The sequence below is a fragment of the Neisseria sp. HMSC061H08 genome (assembly GCF_001836795.1).
Classification (GTDB): Bacteria; Pseudomonadota; Gammaproteobacteria; order Burkholderiales; family Neisseriaceae; genus Neisseria; species Neisseria subflava_A.
In genome coordinates this window covers 26,121-45,092 of sequence record NZ_KV830580.1, presented here as the reverse complement: position 1 = coordinate 45,092, position 18,972 = coordinate 26,121, and the positions used below count along the sequence as shown (strand labels likewise).

At 49.9% G+C, this 18,972-nt stretch carries 14 protein-coding genes; 10 read left to right on the top strand and 4 right to left on the bottom strand.

The features are described from left to right. Positions 1 to 22: 22 nt before the first annotated feature. Together HMPREF2675_RS08035 and HMPREF2675_RS11615 are read right to left on the bottom strand one after the other, a co-directional pair. Positions 23 to 1,300, bottom strand: a complete 1,278-nt coding sequence (locus tag HMPREF2675_RS08035) for an AmpG family muropeptide MFS transporter (protein ID WP_283120589.1) — start codon at positions 1,298 to 1,300, stop codon at positions 23 to 25. 260 nt (positions 1,301 to 1,560) lie between these two features. After that, a complete protein-coding gene (locus tag HMPREF2675_RS11615) occupies positions 1,561 to 1,734 on the bottom strand; it encodes a hypothetical protein (protein WP_283120588.1) in 174 nt (57 codons plus the stop codon). A 911-nt stretch (positions 1,735 to 2,645) separates the two neighbouring features. Between HMPREF2675_RS11615 and ftnA (HMPREF2675_RS08020) the strand changes: the two genes are divergently transcribed. Both ftnA (HMPREF2675_RS08020) and ftnA (HMPREF2675_RS08015) read left to right on the top strand, forming a co-directional pair. Continuing rightward, the gene (gene ftnA, locus HMPREF2675_RS08020) at positions 2,646 to 3,131 is read left to right on the top strand and encodes a non-heme ferritin (protein ID WP_003686837.1); all 486 of its coding nucleotides are present in this window, start codon (positions 2,646 to 2,648) and stop codon (positions 3,129 to 3,131) included. A gap of 16 nt (positions 3,132 to 3,147) precedes the next feature. Further along, positions 3,148 to 3,645 carry a non-heme ferritin gene (ftnA, locus tag HMPREF2675_RS08015; RefSeq protein WP_003686798.1) on the top strand — a complete coding sequence of 166 codons (498 nt, stop codon included), beginning with the start codon at positions 3,148 to 3,150 and terminating at the stop codon, positions 3,643 to 3,645. Between the two features lie 171 nt (positions 3,646 to 3,816). On the opposite strand, the gene pgi is transcribed toward ftnA (HMPREF2675_RS08015), so the two are convergent. Continuing rightward, positions 3,817 to 5,457, bottom strand: a complete 1,641-nt coding sequence (gene pgi / locus HMPREF2675_RS08010) for a glucose-6-phosphate isomerase (protein ID WP_070814663.1) — start codon at positions 5,455 to 5,457, stop codon at positions 3,817 to 3,819. Between the two features lie 250 nt (positions 5,458 to 5,707). Here pgi and HMPREF2675_RS08005 point away from each other — a divergent pair, with 250 nt between their 5' ends. The 7 genes from HMPREF2675_RS08005 to HMPREF2675_RS07975 all read left to right on the top strand — a co-directional run bounded on the left by HMPREF2675_RS08005 (position 5,708) and on the right by HMPREF2675_RS07975 (position 15,645). Then, the gene (locus tag HMPREF2675_RS08005; RefSeq protein ID WP_070814662.1) at positions 5,708 to 6,751 is read left to right on the top strand and encodes a LacI family DNA-binding transcriptional regulator; all 1,044 of its coding nucleotides are present in this window, start codon (positions 5,708 to 5,710) and stop codon (positions 6,749 to 6,751) included. 197 nt (positions 6,752 to 6,948) lie between these two features. Further along, positions 6,949 to 8,271, top strand: coding sequence for an MFS transporter (locus tag HMPREF2675_RS08000; RefSeq protein WP_070814661.1), 1,323 nt, complete (start codon positions 6,949 to 6,951; stop codon positions 8,269 to 8,271). Positions 8,272 to 8,479: 208 nt separating this feature from the next. After that, positions 8,480 to 10,783 (top strand): DNA topoisomerase IV subunit A, encoded by a 2,304-nt coding sequence (parC, locus tag HMPREF2675_RS07995; RefSeq protein ID WP_070814660.1) that lies wholly within the window; start codon positions 8,480 to 8,482, stop codon positions 10,781 to 10,783. Positions 10,784 to 10,853: 70 nt separating this feature from the next. Next, positions 10,854 to 12,440: a two-component system sensor histidine kinase NtrB gene (locus HMPREF2675_RS07990; RefSeq protein ID WP_070712140.1), complete on the top strand. Its 1,587-nt coding sequence runs from the start codon at positions 10,854 to 10,856 to the stop codon at positions 12,438 to 12,440. After that, complete coding sequence (locus HMPREF2675_RS07985) at positions 12,433 to 14,058, top strand: sigma-54-dependent transcriptional regulator (protein WP_070814659.1); 1,626 nt, start codon at positions 12,433 to 12,435, stop codon at positions 14,056 to 14,058. Before HMPREF2675_RS07990 ends, HMPREF2675_RS07985 begins: the two co-directional genes overlap by 8 nt. A 48-nt stretch (positions 14,059 to 14,106) precedes the next feature. After that, on the top strand, positions 14,107 to 14,859 hold the full coding sequence (locus tag HMPREF2675_RS07980) for a class I SAM-dependent methyltransferase (RefSeq protein WP_070814658.1): 753 nt from the start codon (positions 14,107 to 14,109) through the stop codon (positions 14,857 to 14,859). Positions 14,860 to 14,961: 102 nt separating this feature from the next. Beyond that, positions 14,962 to 15,645, top strand: a complete 684-nt coding sequence (locus tag HMPREF2675_RS07975) for a 2,3-diphosphoglycerate-dependent phosphoglycerate mutase (RefSeq protein ID WP_003679823.1) — start codon at positions 14,962 to 14,964, stop codon at positions 15,643 to 15,645. A 134-nt stretch (positions 15,646 to 15,779) separates the two neighbouring features. On the opposite strand, the gene HMPREF2675_RS07970 is transcribed toward HMPREF2675_RS07975, so the two are convergent. Further along, positions 15,780 to 16,571, bottom strand: a complete 792-nt coding sequence (locus HMPREF2675_RS07970) for a DsbC family protein (RefSeq protein WP_004518838.1) — start codon at positions 16,569 to 16,571, stop codon at positions 15,780 to 15,782. A 135-nt stretch (positions 16,572 to 16,706) separates the two neighbouring features. On the opposite strand from HMPREF2675_RS07970, the gene HMPREF2675_RS07965 reads away from it, so the two are divergent. Further along, the gene (locus HMPREF2675_RS07965) at positions 16,707 to 18,896 is read left to right on the top strand and encodes a primosomal protein N' (protein ID WP_070814657.1); all 2,190 of its coding nucleotides are present in this window, start codon (positions 16,707 to 16,709) and stop codon (positions 18,894 to 18,896) included. Positions 18,897 to 18,972: the final 76 nt, after the last annotated feature.

Here is an 18,972-nt window from a genome sequence, read left to right as displayed (position 1 = left end):
CTAGAAGTTTTAGACTGGCAATCTAGTTACTCACTTTTTCGCCATTCCACGGTGCCACTTTAAACAGCAATAACATACCGGGTATGCCCAAAGCGAAACATAGCCAGTAGAAATTGAAGTAACCCATCGCTTCAATCAGATAACCTGCAGAGGCGTTGATAAATGTACGTGGTACAGCGGAAAGGCTGGTAAAGAGGGCTAATTGTGTGGCTGTAAATGCAGGATTGGTTTCACGAGCCATATAGGCAACAAATGCTGCTGTACCCAGACCTACGCCCGCTGCTTCTGCACCAATCACGGCCGCAAGCATCATTTGTTCCGTCAGGGTGATGGCTTCGAATTTGCCAAAATTTGCCAACCAAGCAAAGCCTAGAATAGTAACCCATTGCGCCACGCCGAAAATCCACAAAGCTCTATTGATGCCGAGCTTTATCATCCAAATACCGCCTACAATACCGGCAATGACAGCAGGCCATAAACCGGCATTTTTGGCAATCAGGCCGATATCGGTTTTGCTGAAGCCCATGTCCAGATAAAACGGTGTAGCCAAAGAAGTGGCCATGCTGTCGCCCAGTTTGTAGAGAAAGATAAACAGCAATACCAAGATGGCTTGTTTGATTCCTTTGCGGGAGAAGAACTCACTGAAAGGGTCAGAGACTGTTTGGGCAAATGTACGCGACACAGATGGTGGAATGTCAGGCTCTTTAGCTAAAAACAGGGTCATCAGCAGACCGGGCAGCATAAATAGTGCAGTAATGATGAATACGTTGTGCCAAGGCATCAAGTCGGCCAAGATCAAGCTGAGCGAACCGGGTACCAAAGCAGCGATACGGTAGGCATTGACGTGGATGGAGTTGCCCAAGCCTAATTCTTCATCTGACAAAATTTCGCGTCGAAATGCATCCAATACAATATCTTGGCTGGCAGAGAAAAAGGCGACCACCAACGATAAGCCCATAATTACATATAAATGCTGAGCAGGATTTAGGAAGGCGTAAATGAGCAAGGTCAGCAGCAAACCAATTTGCGTAACCAGCATCCAACCGCGTCGCCGTCCTAAAAAAGGTAATCTGACCAAATCAATGACGGGAGACCAGATAAATTTCCAAGTGAAAGGCAGCCCGATAAGTGCCATCAGGCCGATGGTTTTCAAATCAACATGTTCGCTGCGCAACCATGCTGGAATCAGGTTGATCAGAAAATAAAGCGGCAACCCCGAAGTGAAGCCTGTGAAAATGCAGATCAGCATTTTGCGCGAAAAAATCTTGCGCCAAGTGCTGGGTTGGGGTGCGGTTGTCATATTGGAATCAATAAAAAATAAAAGGGATATTGTAGCAAAGATGAGTGATATGGCGAATGAACTTCTGTTATTTTTATAGAATAACAAAAGGCCGTCTGAAACTGAATGGATAAAGTTTCAGACGGCCTTTTGTTGGAACAACTGGTTTGGCGGGCAACGGAGACTTCAGGACGGAAGAAGGGTTGCTTGGGTGTATTCATAAAATTGAAGTTAAGAAAGTTTCAGACGACCCCTAGAGATCGTTTGAACGATGAGAAATATCAGTGGTAATTTGTGCCGTCAGTGTAGCCGTTTCCTGATTTGTCCACAGCAAAAGCAGAAATCGGACCGACCGTTACTGTCCCTTTAGGCTGAGTTTCTTGGTAATACTCATATGCTGCAACACCCATACCAGTTGCAGCACCAATAGCAGCACCAATTGTGCCACCGACCATAATAGCTGGTCCGGCAGGAATACTGCCAAAAGCTATACCGACACCCAGACCAATACCTGCACCAATTGATCCTCCTATTTATGCACCATTTGCTCCTCCTTGAAGGATTCTCTCTCCTAAGCCTCCTCCATAAATTAGTTCCAGATCCTCAATGGATAGTTCAATCATGTTATTTTTCCTTTTCAAAAAAATTAGATGTAGAATATTGAGTCAATACACCCAATATGGAAAAAATAATAAAAGCATGAATATAAATCATAAAATCAACATTATCTCCTTGGTAGCTTTCATAAATAAAAACGATTGGTATTGATATACAAATTAAAATGTACAGGTACTTTGAAATTACCAGTAACTTATACACAAATTTTGATTTCATAGCCTAGTCTTTCATTTGAATAAAATCTACCCTAATCAACTTTCCAACCAACTTCCTAACTTCTTCATGCTTTCCCTGATTGAAGTTAACCAGTAGATTTTTCAACAATATGTATATTATGTTAAATAATAAATGGTAATTGTCACATTCAAATATTAAGGATAACCTACTTTGAAACTATATCGCTTTGATGCGTAATTCTATAAAAAACATTGAATTTTCATGTTTTCTATTTATCCAGTATTTTGGAGTTGATAAGTGAGAGCAAAAAACTTTGGAAATCTACGATTCTCCTTCCAACACCTCATCATTTCTCTAGAGAATTTAGGCAAAGGCGATATTGATAACTCATTTCATTAAATGGAACCAAATGAGAATGATTTATTTATAAAATCCTTTTAAATTAATGGGTTACAATAAAAAATGATAAAATAAAATTGACTATTCTCAATAAAATGAGTAAAATTCATCCGCAAATACAAATTTTGTATTGTGATACATCTATTAATCGCATTAAGAAAAGGAGTTAGTTATGCTAAGTAAGTCAATTACAGCAAAATTAAACGAACAAATTAATCTCGAGTTGTATTCATCAAATGTCTATTTGCAAATGAGTGCATGGTGCCATAAACATGGTTATGAAGGCGCTGCAGCATTTTTACTTCGTCATGCCGATGAAGAATTGGAACATATGCAAAAGTTGTTTACTTATGTGAGCGAAACCAGTGGAATGCCTTTGTTAGGTAAAATTGACGCCCCTAAACACGATTACGCTTCATTAAAAGAAGTTTTTGAAACAACACTTGAACACGAAAAACTAGTGACATCTAAAATTAATGAGTTAGTTGAGAGTACTTTTGCAGAAAAGGATTACTCTACTTTTAACTTCTTACAATGGTATGTAGCTGAACAGCATGAAGAAGAAAAATTATTTAACAGTATTGTTGATAAATTCAAACTTCTTGGTGAAAGTGGTACAGCGCTCTACTACATTGATCGTGAATTAAAAACTTTATAAGAATAGGAGAAATAAAATGTTATCAAATAGCGTGATTAAACTATTAAATGATCAAATGAATTTAGAGTTTTATTCTTCTAACTTATATTTACAAATGAGCGCCTGGTGCGAACAACAAGGTTTCGAAGGAGCTGCAAAATTTTTATCAGAGCATGCGGCTGAGGAAATGCAGCATATGCGTAAACTCTTCACTTATTTAAATGAGACCGGCGCATTGGCTATCATCACACAAATTGATGAACCACCTCATCAATTTTCATCATTGAAGCAAGTACTTGAATTAACTTATGAACATGAAAAGTTAATTACCTCTAAAATCAATGAATTAGTTGGTAGAACTTTTGAAGAGAAAGACTACTCTGCCTTTAACTTCTTACAATGGTATGTGGCTGAACAACATGAAGAAGAAAAATTATTCAGTGGAATTTTGGATAAATTAAATCTTCTTGGTGAAGATGGTAAAGGTTTGTTCTTAGTTGATAAAGATTTAGGCGCATTAACAACAAACAACTAATCAAGTCTGATGAAAAAGGCTAAGTCATTATCGATTTAGCCTTTTTTTATATCAAAATCTAGCTACTTTTGTCTAAAAGTGCGGTGCTTTAACGGTTCATTCTTACCGCCGATTAGGTTTTGAAATGCCCGTAAGACAGGCAGATATGTTTGTTTTACGGATATTTTATTTTCAGATGGCCTTCGATGCTGCGTTGCAGTTGCGGTAGAAGGCGATCAGACCGTTGGTGGAGCTGTCGTGTGCAGGCGTGCCGCGTTCGAGTTCGGGTTCGATGGTTTTGGCCAGCTCTTTACCGTATTCCACGCCCCATTGGTCGAAGGGGTTGATACGCCAAATCACGCCTTGAACGAAAGTACGATGTTCGTAAGCAGCCATCAGCATGCCGAGGTTGAACGGTGTCAGGCTGTCGATGAGCAGGCTGTTGCTCGGACGGTTGCCGGGGAATTCTTTTTGCGGTGCAAGGCGGTCGCGTTCGTCTTGGGGTAGGATGGTCAATTCGATTTGCACTTCGTCTAAGGTTTTGCCTTTCATCAGCGCTTCGGCTTGGGCGAAGGCATTGGCAACGGTAAAGCGGTGTTGGCGGTGGTTGCCGTAGATTGTGGTCATGGGGACGATGAAATCGACGGGAATCAGACGCGTGCCTTGGTGCAGAAGCTGGAAGTAGGCGTGTTGGCAGTTGACGCCTTCGTCGCCGAAGACAATGCCGCCGGTGGTGCAGGAAACGGGTTGGCCGTCTGAAGTACGCTGTTTGCCGAGGCTTTCCATATCGAGCTGGTTGAGCCACGGGGTGAAGAGGCGCATGTTGTGGCTGTATGGGACAACGGTTTGGCCGTCTGAATGTTGGAAGTTGTTGTACCAAACGTTGATGAGCGCCATCAGGACGGGAATGTTGCGGCGGAATGGTGTCTCGAAGAAATGGGTGTCCATAGCGTGTGCGCCGGCCAGCATTTTGCGGAATGCTTTTTCGCCGACGGCAACCATCAGAGGCAGGCCGATGGGCGACCAGACGGAATAGCGGCCGCCGACCCAGTCGGACATGGCGAAGACTTTGTCGGGGGAGATACCGAAGTTTTGGGCGGCGGCCACATCGGCGGAAATGGCGCAGAAGTGGCGGTAGATGCCGGAATCGGGCAACCCTGCATCGCGGTACCAAGTACGCGCGGCGTAGGCATTGAGCAGGGTCTCCGGTGTGCGGAACGATTTGCTGGCAATGCTGAATACGGTGGTCTCGGGATTGAGGCCGAGAAGGGTTTGGGTCAGGTCGGCATCATCGGAGTTGCTGACAAAGTGGACGCGGATGTTTTGCCAATAGGGTTGCAGCGCCTGTGTGGCCATGCGCGGGCCTAAATCGGAGCCGCCGATGCCGATGTGAACCAAGTCGGTAATGGGTTTGCCGGTAATGCCTGCGTGGGTGCCGTCCAAAAGTTGGCGTGCGAACTCGAGGGTGCGGTTGAGTTCGTGATGAACTTTGGATACGATGTTTTCGCCGTCGACGTAAACAGGTTTGGCATTGGCAGGCAGGCGCAGGGCGGTGTGGAGGACAGCGCGGTGTTCGCTGGTGTTGATTTTTTCACCGCTGCTCATGGCCTGCATATATTGTGGCAAATCGGCCGCTTCGGCCAGTTGGCACAATAAATCAAGGGTGTTTTCATCTAGGCGGTTTTTGCTGTAATCAAATAACAAACCGTACAGAATTTCGTGCATATTGTTGAAACGTTCGGCATCTGCAGCGAAACGTTCGCGCAGGGTAACGTGTTGCGTATCGGCATGATGGGCTTCCAAGGCTTGCCATGCGTCTGAGTATGCGGTCATCTCGTTTCCTTAGTATGTAACGGTAAACAAGCAGGGTATCTATTTTCTGCTTTTTATAGTTGTTTGTAGTTTAACAAATTTGGACAATTTTTGGGAGGTGGTAGGGGCGGTCTTGTTTAAGAAAGGTATGCAAAATGCAAAAGAAACGGTTGATTATCATCAAGTTTCTGTAAAAAAGGGGGTATGACACCGATGTCTGCTGTGCTATCCTATGTAACATTATTGAAATCTTGTCGGGCGGGTCCGTAAGATGGCTACAATTTATGATGTCGCTGCTTATGCCGGGGTATCTCCAAAGACGGTCAGCCGGGTGATTAACGGCGATGCGCCGGTCAGTGATAAAACCCGTTCCAAAGTAGAAACAGCGATTGCTGCTTTGGGCTATATCCCGTCTTCTGCAGCGCGGATTATGCGGTCACACCGTTCCGGATTGGTCGGTCTGATTACTGGCGCCATTTCGCGGACAGGTGAAAATACGGGCGGACACGGTATACCGGATATGTTCTTGATTAAGGGCATTCAGCAGCAGATTCGCGCACAAGGCAAGATTTTGATGATTGCCGACATCGACAATAAGCCGGGTCAGCCCGGTCAGATGGAACCACTGATCCGTACCTTTATGGAGCATCGTGCCGAGGGGATTTTATATGTGGCAGGTTTCCATCAGGAAGTATTGCTGCCGGAAGTACCCAACCGTTGCCCGATGGTGTTGGTCAACTGCTTTGATTCGGTGGGTACGCCTGCAGTTTTGCCGGACGATGAAGCAGGGCAGTATGGCTTGGTGCGCCGGATTAGCCAAAGCGGACACAAACGGATTGCTTATGTGACTTTGCAACCGGGCGTGGAAGCGACGAGATTGAGATTGGCCGGATACCGCCGTGCTTTGGCTGATGCGGATATTGTTTTCGATCCTGATTTGGTACAAACTGGTTACCCTGACTTCAGTAACGACAGCGGGTCTTTGATTTCGGCTATTTTGAAGCTGCTGTCTTTGCCACTTCCACCGACGGTCATTTGCTGCGGTAACGATGAAATGGCAGTGCGCGTGTACGGGATTTTGAGGACGCGCGGCGTGCGGGTTCCCGAGCAAGTTTCGGTTGCCGGCTATGATAACCACAGCGCGATTGCGGAAACGCTGTTTCCGCCGTTGACCAGTACTGAGTTGCCCTATTTGCGCATGGGCGCGATGGCGGCTGATTTGCTGTTTCAACACATTGAACACCCGACCGGTGCGGTTCAGCCTATCAAGGTCGTTGGGGAAACCATCTGGCGTCAGTCTGTGATTAATAAATAGTTTCAGACGGCCTGAAAATAAGCTTTAAACAACACAAACACACATCAAAATAAGAATCATGCAAACGGTCAAAATAAAGGCCGTCTGAAAACGGAGTTGCCTCAGTCAAAAGGGCAGCCCAAATACAATAAAAGCGTCATACCGCTGAAATTGGAGTTTGTTGTTTCCATAGTTTATTACCCAGGAGTAGCCTTCCTATGAAAATCTCCCCACAAGTGGCGATGACACTTCGCCAGATTATGCTGATGAACTTCGGTTTCTTCGGTATTCAATATAGCTTCGGGTTGCAGCAAACTGCGATTAATCCGATTTTCAGCTTCCTTCATGCTGACCCGAGCCAGTTGCCGATTTTGAATATGGCAGGCCCGATTACCGGTTTGTTGGTGCAGCCGATGATTGGTGCGATGAGTGACCGCACTTGGGTACCGGGATTAGGCCGCCGCCGCCCGTATTTCTTGATTGGCGCCATCGGTTGCAGCCTCTGCCTCTTTATCTATCCGCACGTTACCGCCTTGTGGGTGGCCGTATTGTTGCTGTGGCTCTTGGATGTCAGTAACAATACCGCGATGGAACCTTTCCGTGCCTTTATTGCTGATACCGTTCCTGAACATCAACAGTCTACCGGTTTCTTGATGCAGTCTGTGTTTACCGGTTTGGGTATTACACTGGCCAACGTTTCCCTCTACATCTTCCAGCAAATCGGCTGGTTGCAACAGACTTCTGAAGCGGGTATTCCGTATTGGGTATTTGGTTCCTTCTATATTGGTGCAGTTTGCTCTATCGGTTCGGTCTTGGTTACTGTGTTATCGACACCTGAACATGAGCCTAGTCCTGAGGAAATGGCGGCCATTAAAGCGCAACCAAGCGGTCCTGCTCATGCTGTTAAAGATATTATCGTTGCTGTACGCGAAATGCCGACTGCCCTGTGGCAACTGGCTTTGGTGTATCTCTTCCAATGGTACGCGCTCTTTATCTACTGGCAATATATTTCCCACAGTATCGTTCAATCCGTTTGGGATTCGACTGTTGAAAATACCGAAGCGTATAGTCAAGCGGTTGCATGGACCGGTTTGGTAAACGGTTTCTACAACGTTGTAACCTTTATCTCCGCCTTCGGCCTGATGTGGATGGCACGCAAATACGCCGCCAAATATGTTCACGCCTTTGCCGTAACCCTTGCCGCGCTGGCTTTGCTTACCATTCCGCACATCGGCAACAAATACCTGATGTTTGCGCCGATGATTGGTTTCGGTGTCGGCTGGGCAAGTATGATGGGCGTGCCGTTTATGATTGTGGTCGGTTCTATTCCGAAAGAACGTTACGGCGTGTACATGGGTATTGTGAACATGATGATTGTGATTCCAATGCTGATTGAAACCGTGTCTTTCGGCTGGGTGTACAGAACTTTCTTGGGTTCAAACCCTGCCAACGCGATGACTTTTGCCGGTGTTTCCCTGGCCATCGCCGCCGCGTTGACCTTAACCATTAAAACTACGGCCAAACCGGCTACTGCAGAATAATGAAGTTTTGATTTAAAACCAAAATGAAAAGGCCGTCTGAAACATGAAATGGTTTCAGACGGCCTTTTTTGTCGAAATGGATTCCATTTGCTGATCTGATTCGATAAGCCTTATTGTCGCTGCGCTACCGTTCATCACTCAAATTGGCTATGACTACCGATTTTGCTTTACAATATCCTTCTTTAATTTATTTCGTTTTACCATCCTGATGACAGAACACATTTCCGCTTCAAGTCCATCTCCTATCGGCGAAGACTACCTGCTGTTAGGTCAATACGCCGAACGCGCCTATCTCGAATACGCCATGAGCGTGGTCAAAGGTCGCGCGCTGCCTGAAGTTTCAGACGGCCAGAAGCCTGTACAACGACGTATTTTGTTTGCCATGCGCGATATGGGTTTGACGGCGGGCGCGAAGCCGGTGAAATCGGCGCGCGTGGTTGGTGAGATTTTGGGTAAATACCACCCGCACGGCGACAGTTCTGCCTATGAGGCGATGGTTCGCATGGCGCAGGATTTTACCTTGCGCTATCCCTTAATCGACGGCATCGGCAACTTCGGTTCGCGCGACGGCGACGGAGCGGCGGCGATGCGTTACACCGAAGCGCGGCTGACGCCTATTGCGGAATTGCTGTTGTCCGAAATTAATCAGGGGACGGTGGATTTTGTGCCGAACTACGACGGCGCGTTTGACGAACCTGTACACCTGCCAGCCCGTCTGCCTATGGTCTTACTCAATGGCGCGTCAGGCATCGCGGTAGGCATGGCGACCGAAATTCCGTCACACAATTTAAACGAAGTGACACAGGCGGCGATTGCGTTGTTGAAAAAGCCGACGCTGGAAACCGCCGACCTGATGCAATATATTCCTGCTCCCGATTTTGCCGGCGGCGGTCAAATCATCACGCCGGCGGACGAATTGCGCCGGATTTACGAAACCGGCAAAGGCAGCGTGCGCGTGCGTGCTCGTTACGAAATCGAGAAGCTGGCGCGCGGACAATGGCGCGTGATTGTGACCGAGCTGCCGCCGAACGCCAATTCCGCCAAAATCCTTGCCGAAATCGAAGAACAGACCAACCCGAAACCGAAAGCGGGCAAAAAGCAGCTCAACCAAGACCAACTCAATACCAAAAAGCTGATGCTCGATTTAATCGACCGCGTGCGTGACGAGTCTGACGGCGAGCATCCCGTGCGCCTTGTGTTTGAACCGAAATCCAGCCGCATCGATACGGATACCTTCATCAACACGCTGATGGCGCAAACTTCGCTGGAAGGCAATGTGTCCATGAACTTGGTGATGATGGGGCTGGACAACCGCCCCGCGCAGAAAAATCTGAAAACGATTTTGCAGGAATGGCTGGATTTCCGCGTCGTGACCGTAACACGCCGTCTGAAATTCCGTTTGAACCAAGTGGAAAAACGGCTGCACATCCTTGAAGGCCGTCTGAAAGTCTTTCTGCACATTGACGAAGTGATTAAAGTCATCCGCGAATCAGACGACCCGAAAGCCGATTTGATGGCGGCGTTCGGGTTGACCGAAATCCAAGCCGAAGACATTTTGGAAATCCGCCTGCGCCAGTTGGCGCGTTTGGAAGGTTTCAAACTCGAAAAAGAATTGAACGAATTGCGCGAGGAACAAGGCCGTCTGAATATCCTTTTGGGCGACGAAAACGAAAAACGCAAGTTGATTATCAAAGAGATGCAGGCGGACATGAAGCAGTTTGGCGACGCGCGCCGCACGCTGGTGGAAGAAGCCGGACGCGCCGTGCTGACGCAAACCACCGCCGATGAGCCGATCACGCTGATTCTGTCGGAAAAAGGCTGGATACGCAGCCGTGCCGGACACAACCTTGATTTGAGCCAAACCGCGTTTAAAGAAGGCGACCGCCTCAAGCAAACCCTCGAAGGCCGCACTGTTCTACCCGTCGTCATCCTGGATTCATTGGGCAGAACCTATACGCTTGATGCCGCCGAAATCCCCGGCGGACGCGGCGACGGCGTGCCGGTTTCATCCTTAATCGAGCTGCAAAACGGCGCGAAACCCGTCGCCATGCTCACCGGCCAGCCCGAACAGCACTACTTGCTCTCGGGTAGCGGCGGCTACGGCTTCATCACCAAGTTGGCCGATATGGTTGGACGCGTGAAAGCGGGCAAAGTGGTCATGACTGTGGATAGCGGCGAAACCGTCCTGCCGCCGGTTGCCGTCTATGCTTCTTCTCTGATTAATCCTGACTGCAAAGTCGTACTGGCCAGTAGCGACCACCGTCTCTTGGCGTTTTCCATCGGCGAGCTCAAAGTCATGCCCAAAGGCCGCGGTTTGCAGCTGATGTCGTTGGCTGAGGGTGCATCTTTGGAACACATTATGGTGACGACCTCTCCTGAGTTTACCGTTGTATCGGTCGGCCGACGCGGTGCAGAACATCAGGAAAAACTGCGTATTGCCGATATTGACGGCAAACGCGGTAAAAAAGGCAAGGTATTGGAAATATCAGGCCGTCTGAAAAGTTTGTCCTGAAACAAGAACAAATATATCTAAATAAATTAAATTTATACGACATTGCATGATAATAAAAAAAGGTTCATTTATGAACAGAGCCAATCTTCAAGAACTGGGTAATCTGAGGGAGCGGATTCCCGGTGTAATCAACATTGCCCGAATAGCCATCGTCTTACCGCTTTTGGTTTTGCACGCTTTCGGCAGCTACACAGGCGGCAACCTGATTGGCATTTCGTTGCCAGACGTTGAGTTTTATATCTGGGTAACGCTGTATTTCCTCCTGATTATGCTCTCCGTGTTCCGCCCGGGCTGGCAGTGGCAGTCTTTGGATTTGCCCAATGCCAGTGCCGTGGTCGACATCACCATGATGATGGTTTTGGTGTATATCTCCGGCGGTACGGCTTCTGGTTTCGGGATTTTGGTTTTGCCGTTTGTCGCCACGTCGTGTCTGCTCAGTTATGGCCACTATCCTATGCTGTATGCAGGCTATACGGCAATGTTGTTTATTTTGAACCTGTTTTTAGACGGCAGCATGCGTTTCGATTCGTTTAATTGGGACGCGAAATCAATGGTGAATTCTTCGATGCTGATCGGCGCAGGCTATCTGGTGGCGATGCTGACATCGTTTGCCGCCCGTTATCTGGAGCAGGCTACAGAGTCCGCCAGCCGCCATCAACTGGCATACCGCCGGATCAGCGGCTTGAATCATTTGGTTTTGAACCGCGTACAGGAAGCGGTTGTGGTGATTGATGCGACCCAACGCGTGTGGCTGTTTAACAAGCAGGCAAAAATTTATTTCCCTAGCCTGATTATCGATCAGCAGGAAATCGTGTTTGGCGAGCTGGTGGCACGCTGGCAGCGCCAACCCGACAAACCTTTTGAAACCGATATCCATATTTTCCAACACGCCATGCACGTCCGTGCCGTTCCGCTGATTCAGGAGCAGACCGAGCTGCTGATGCTGTACGTCCGCTCATTGCGTGAAGTGGCTGCGGAGGCCATGTCCACCAAGCTGACTTCGCTTGGACAGTTGACTGCCAACCTTGCCCACGAAATCCGCAACCCGATGTCCGCCATCCGTCATGCCAGCGATTTGTTGCAAGAGGGTGATGAGGCAGATCCGCTCAAGGCCAAGCTCTACAACATCATCGACAGCAATATCCAACGCATCGACAAGATGTTGGAAGATGTATCCCTGCTTAACAAACGAGACAACATCAGCCGCCAGCCGATTAATCTGATGAAATTCTGGTTGGAGTTCAAGCAGGAATTTACCTTGAACAATCCCGATGCCATCGGCTGTCTGCGCATGAATATGGACGGCAACAACCTGACCGTATTGGTTGACTCCATGCATTTGCAGCAAGTGATGTGGAACTTGTGCAACAATGCGTGGCGACACAGCCGTCAGGACGAAAACGCCATTACCGTCCTGATCCGTTCAAGCGGCAGGATGCATATTTCCATCGTAGTAGCGGACAACGGCAAAGGCGTGCCGCCCGATGTACGAAATCATTTGTTCGAGCCGTTTTACACCACCGAAAAACAAGGCACCGGTTTGGGGCTTTACGTCGCACGCGAGTTGGCACACGCCAATATGGGGCAGCTGCATTATCACCCTGAAATGAACGGGTTTGAACTGATTTTACCGAAGGAGCAAGCGCAGGATGAATAAATTGCAAGAGCCGGTTTTGGTTGTCGATGACGAGGCAGACATCCGCGACCTGATGGAAATGACCCTGATGAAAATGGGTCTGCGCGTCGATACTGCGGCAGGTGTTGAAGAAGCCAAAGACAGGCTGGACAACAACGATTATTCGCTGGTGTTGACCGATATGCGTATGCCCGACGGTTCCGGCCTCGAGGTGGTCCAATACATCGACGAGTTGATGCTCGACACGCCCGTCGCCGTGATTACGGCTTTCGGCAATGCCGACCAAGCCGTTGAAGCCTTGAAAGCAGGGGCGTTTGACTATCTGCAAAAACCGATTACGCTGTCGCAGTTGCGTTCATTGGTTAAATCGGCCGTATCGGTTTCCGATAATACTGCCGAACCTACGCCGTCTGAAAAAGTCAAATCGCAGCCTGCGCCTGTTTCTGCCGCCCTGTATAAACCCGAACCTCAGCCGGTCAAGCCTGTCGTTACGCCTCCTAAGAGCGTACAGAGCGAATTTAACCGGCCTTTGACTGTTCCGGAAGGGCTCAATTCCTTAAAAGAGCGGTTTTCAACCGGCAACATCAATCCTGCTTTGCAAGAAGAGCCTATCCTGAAAGGCGACGACGATATGCCGCGCCTGTTGGGTACTTCGCCGCAAATGGTCGAAGTACGCCACCTGATTCGCAGATTGGCACGCAGCCTGGTTCCCGTTTATATTTCCGGCGAATCCGGTACGGGTAAAGAGCAGGCGGCGCGCACGATTCACGAACTGTCCGACCGTGCCGACAAACCGTTTATTGCCGTCAACTGCGGTGCCATTCCTGAAAACCTGATGGAAAGCGAATTTTTCGGCTACAAAAAAGGCAGCTTTACCGGCGCAGACCAAGACCGTCTCGGCTTTTTCCAACACGCCGACGGCGGTACTTTGTTTCTCGACGAAGTTGCCGATTTACCGCTTGCCATGCAGGTCAAACTCCTGCGCGCCATCCAAGAAAAAGCCGTGCGCCGTATCGGCGATGCGCGGGAAACCTTTGTGGACGTACGCATTATTTGTGCAACCCATAAAAACCTCGAAGTCTTGGTTGAAAGCGGCGCATTCCGCCAGGACTTGTATTACCGCCTCAACGTTGTCTCCCTGCACATGCCGCCTTTACGCGAAATGCGCGAAGACTTGGGCGCGCTGATTCTGTATTTGCTGTACAAACACCGCCACGGCAATCAAACCTACAAACTCAGCCCGAAAGCCCAAGAAGCCCTGCTGCATTACAGCTATCCCGGCAACTTCCGCGAGCTAGAGAATATCCTCGAACGCGCCGTTGCACTGACGGTCGGCCAAGTGATACAAGTGGACGACTTGCAGATTCAAAACGCCCCGCAGGTTAAGGCTGAACGCAGCGGCTTCTCCTTTGACGATATTGCCGAACCTGACGCGCGCGAAACTACGCTCAATCACAGCCCCATTCCGCCGTTTGATCCGCGTACCATGCAGATACAGGATTACCTCGACCAAGTGGAACGCAGCATCATCGAGCAGGCCTTGCAGCAAACCCGTTACAACCGTACCCAAGCCGCCAAGCTTTTGGGCATCAGCTTCCGCTCTATGCGCTACCGCATGGAACGCTTGGACATCAATTAAAACGTTCAGACGGCCTGAGTTTTCAAGGCCGTCTGAAACATAAGCCTTATGTACAAGATTTATTTTGACGAAACCGCATCTGCCGAACTTCGCAGCCTTGCCGCGCCTTTCGGGCTGATCGTTATCGACCGGAAGCCTGAAGAAGGCAGTTTCCTTATTGCTGACGAAAGCGGCATCAGTTTGTGCCGCGCCGGTGAAAAAGGCCGTGTTCGCGTTGATTTTGATGGCGGTGCTGCCCATTATCGGCGCACTAAAGGCGGAGGCGAGTTGATTGCCAAAGCCGTCAACCATACTGTACAACCGACTGTCTGGGACGCTACCGGCGGACTGGGGCGCGACAGTTTTGTGCTTGCCTCGTTGGGTTTGAAGGTACAAACTTTTGAACAAAATCCTGCTGTTGCCTGTCTACTTTCAGACGGCCTCAACAGGGCGGGGCAAAGTGAAGAAACACGGGAGATTGCCCGGCGAATTACTTTGCACTTTGGCAATGCCGTTGATTTGATGCAGGAATTGGCCGCGAAAAACGGCAGGCCCGATGTGGTGTACCTCGACCCGATGTACCCGGAACGCCGCAAAACCGCCGCCGTGAAAAAAGAAATGGCCTATTTCCACGACTTGGTCGGTGCGGCACAAGACGAAGCCGAGTTGTTGGCTGCGGCATTAGATACCGCCAAAAAGCGCATTGTCGTCAAACGCCCGCGCTTGGGCGAATTTCTCGACGGGCGCAAACCTGCTTATCAATACACCGGCAAAAGCACGCGTTTTGACGTTTACCTTCCGACAAGGCCGTCTGAAGACTAGAAGCAAACTTGCAACATATCAAAAGAAACCGCCGACGTTATCAGCGCGGCGGCAAAGTGTGCTATAAATACCTTTTCCCAAACTTCATTGGAGCAAACAATCATGGAATTAGTATTCATCCGTCACGGACAAAGCGAATGGAACGCGAAAAACCTTTTCACCGGCTGGCGCGACGTCAAGCTGAGTGAGCAAGGTTTGGCAGAAGCCGCAGCAGCAGGTAAAAAGCTGAAAGAGAAGGGCTACGAGTTCGACATCGCCTTTACCTCCGTTCTGACCCGTGCCATCAAAACCTGTAACATCGTTTTGGAAGAATCCGACCAACTGTTTGTTCCACAAATCAAATCATGGCGTTTGAACGAGCGCCACTACGGCCAGCTGCAAGGTATGGATAAAAAACAAACCGCAGAAAAATACGGCGACGAGCAAGTCCACATCTGGCGCCGCAGCTACGACACCCTGCCTCCGCTGCTGGATCCTAAAGACCCGCATTCCGCCCACAACGACCGCCGCTATGCCAACCTGCCTAGCGATGTTGTACCTGATGGTGAAAACCTCAAAGTTACCCTCGAGCGCGTCCTGCCTTTCTGGGAAGACCAAATCGCTCCGGCCATCTTGAGCGGCAAACGTGTATTGGTTGCGGCACACGGCAACTCCCTGCGCGCTTTGGCCAAACACATCGAAGGCATTTCCGACGAAGACATCATGGGCTTGGAAATCCCAACCGGTCAGCCGCTGGTGTACAAATTGGATGAAAACCTAAAAGTAATTGAAAAATTCTACCTGTAAGGTAAAGGGAAAAAGGACGTGTTGGACACGTCCTTTTTTATATTTGTCTGTTTGAGGCCGTCTGAAAGCAATTGATGGCGGTCGGTATGAAAAAAGGACGCGTAAAGCGTCCTTTATGGAGATTAAACCTTGTATTACTGGTTTTTCTCGATGATTTCTTTGAGGTGAGGCATAGGGCTGTAACCGCTTTGGCTGCGGCCGTTAGGGAAGACTACGGTCGGCGTGCCGTTGAAACCGAATTGTTCGCCCAATGAAGTGGTTTCTGCAACAGGGTTTTCGCAGTTTGCTTTGCCGCTTGGGAGTTTGCCTTTACGCATCCAGTCGATCCATGCCTGGGTCGGATTAGGCTGACACCACAACAGCTCGGCTTTGCGCGCGGCATCAGGGTGCAGGCTTGGAATCGGCATCATGAAGGTATAAATCGTGATGTCGGTCATTTTTTCAAACTCATGCTCCAAGCGTTTGCAGTACGGGCAGTCCGGATCGGAGAAAACAGCGACTTTCAGTTTGCCGTTGCCGCGTACTTCTTTGATGGCTTTGTCCAAAGGCAGGGAAGCGAAGTCGATTTTGTTCAAATCGGCGGCGCGTTCTTCAGTCATGCTTTGGCGCGTGTTGACGTTGATGAGGTCGCCAACAAGCATATAGTCGCCTTTGGCATCGGTATAGATGATTTGTTTGCCGCTAACGACAACTTCATAAATGCCTTTAATCGGTGTTTCACTGACGCTCAAAACTTTCAAATCTTGGGCGGCATAGACTTTTTCCAGACGCGCTTTCAAAGAAGCGGCAACGGATTTGTCGGCAGGCGCTTCCGCTTTGGCAGCCGGTGCAGGCGCTGCGTTGGCGTTGGATACGGCAGGTTGACCGCATGCCAACAAAGGAAGGACGGCAAACGGCGTTAAGATTTTGATTAACTTGGTTTTCATGCGAGAGACTTGCGTGTGTTGAAAGTAATGCATTGTATCAAACCTCCGTCATGTCTGCATTGTACTCAGGCTCAAATTATCGTCTGAAAATAGCTTTCGGCTGTTAAAATACGAAAAAATAATTTGATTGTTTGTATGTTCTACCACCGTATTGCCGTAAACGTGCCGCTTTCAGACGGCCTTTTGACTTATTCCCATTCCGAGCCGCTTCCTCCGGGAACGCGGGTGCTTGTGCCTTTCCGCAATAAAACCGTTGTCGGGATGGTGTGGGAAACGGATATTGCGCCCGATATGGATACGGCGCGGATTTTGAGTGTTCAGACGGCCTTTGTAGAAGAAAAGCCGTTGCCTCAAAGCTGGCGTGATTTGTTGGCGTTTACGTCGCGTTATTACCACTATCCGACGGGGCAGGCGGTATTTGCCGCATTGCCGCAAGGTTTGAAGGAAACGCGCGCGGTAGAAATGCCGCAGCCGCCGTTGTTTTATGCTTTAAACGAAGCAGGCAGGGCGCAAACGCCGCCGCCGGCGCGGTTCAACAAAAAAGCGGCTTTGTGGGGCGCGCTGCTGTCGGGCGGGATGACGATGGCGGCGTTGAAGCAGGTGAACGCGCAGGCGGCGAAATTAATCGAAGATTGGGCAGAACAGGGTTGGATTGAAACGACGAAAGCGGCGCAGTCTGCTTTAAGGCCGTACCACGGGCAGGCTTCGCACTCTGAATTTGTATTAAACGCCGACCAGCAGAAGGCTTCCGATGAAATTCAGACGGCCTTTGGCAAATTCCAGCCGTTTTTGCTGTACGGCATTACCGGCAGCGGCAAGACCGAAGTGTATTTCGATGCGATGGCGAAAGTGTTGGCGCAGGGGCGGCAGGTGTTGTTTTTGTTGCCCGAAATCAACCTCACGCCGCAGCTTTTGAAACGGGTGGAAAACCGTTTTGCCAACGTGCCGACTGCTGTGTTGCACAGCCAGATGGCGGCAGGCAAGCGCACGCAGGATTATCTGCGCGCGATGTTGGGGCAGGCGAAATTGGTCATCGGCACGCGGCTGGCGGTGTTCACGCCGATGGATGATGTCGGGCTGATTGTGGTCGATGAGGAACACGACAGCTCGTTCAAACAGGACAACGAATTGCGCTACCATGCCCGCGATTTGGCGGTGTGGCGGGCGAAGCAGAGCGGCTGCCCCGTCGTGTTGGGCAGTGCTACGCCCAGCTTGGAGAGCTGGCACAAGGCACAAAGCGGCGCGTACCGCCTGCTGCAACTGACTGAGCGCGCCCATACCGCCGCGCAACTGCCGCAAGTAGAAATACTTAATGTAGGCCGTCTGAAACTCGACAACGGCTTCTCGCCGCAAGCCTTGCAGCTTTTGAAACAGAACTTCGAAGCGGGCGGTATGTCGCTGGTGTACCTCAACCGTCGCGGCTTCGCGCCCGCACTGTTTTGCGGCGACTGCGGCCATACCTTCGGCTGTCCGAACTGCTCTGCCAAAATGGTGCTGCACCAACGCGCCCGCCAACTGCGCTGCCACCATTGCGACCACCGCGAACCCATCCCGTTCAAATGCCCTGACTGCGGCAACCAAGACCTGACCGCCGTCGGCCACGGCACGCAGCGCATCGAAGAAACCCTGCGCGCCTTCCTGCCCAAGGCCGCCATTGTCCGCGTCGACAGGGACAGCACGGCGCACAAAAACGACTGGGCGGATTTGTACCGCCGCATCGCCGACAACGAAATCGACATTCTGGTTGGCACGCAGATGCTCGCCAAAGGCCATGATTTCGCTCGGCTCAACCTCGTTATCGTGTTGAACGCCGACGGCAGCCTGTACAGCGCGGACTTTCGCGCGCCGGAAAGGCTGTTCGCCGAGCTGATGCAAGTGTCCGGCAGGGCGGGGCGCGCCGACAAACCCGGCAAGGTATTGATACAGACCCAACTGCCCGAACATCTCGTCTTTGCCGCCGTCAAAGCGCAGGATTACGCCGTGTTTGCCGAAAACGAATTGAACGAACGGCAAATGTTCGCCATGCCGCCCTTCGGTTTTCAGACCGCCGTCCGTGCCGATGCGCCGCGTGTTGCCGATGCGATGGAATTTCTCAACGCCGCCAAAGAAACCCTCGCCCCGCTTTTGCCCGAAAGCGTCTCCCAGTTCGGCGCCGCCCCCATGCTGATGATGCGCCTCGCCGAACGCGAACGCGCGCAAATCTTCCTCGAATCGACATCCCGACAGGATTTGCACCGCGCCGTGAGTTTGTGGGTGCAGGTGTTGCAGCAGAACCGCGACGGCAAAATCAGATGGTCGGTGGATGTGGATGTGCAAGAGGCTTGATTGGAATGATGCAATCAATATAAATATAAAAGGCCGTCTGAAAATCTGTTTTTCAGACGGCCTTAAGTTTTGAAAT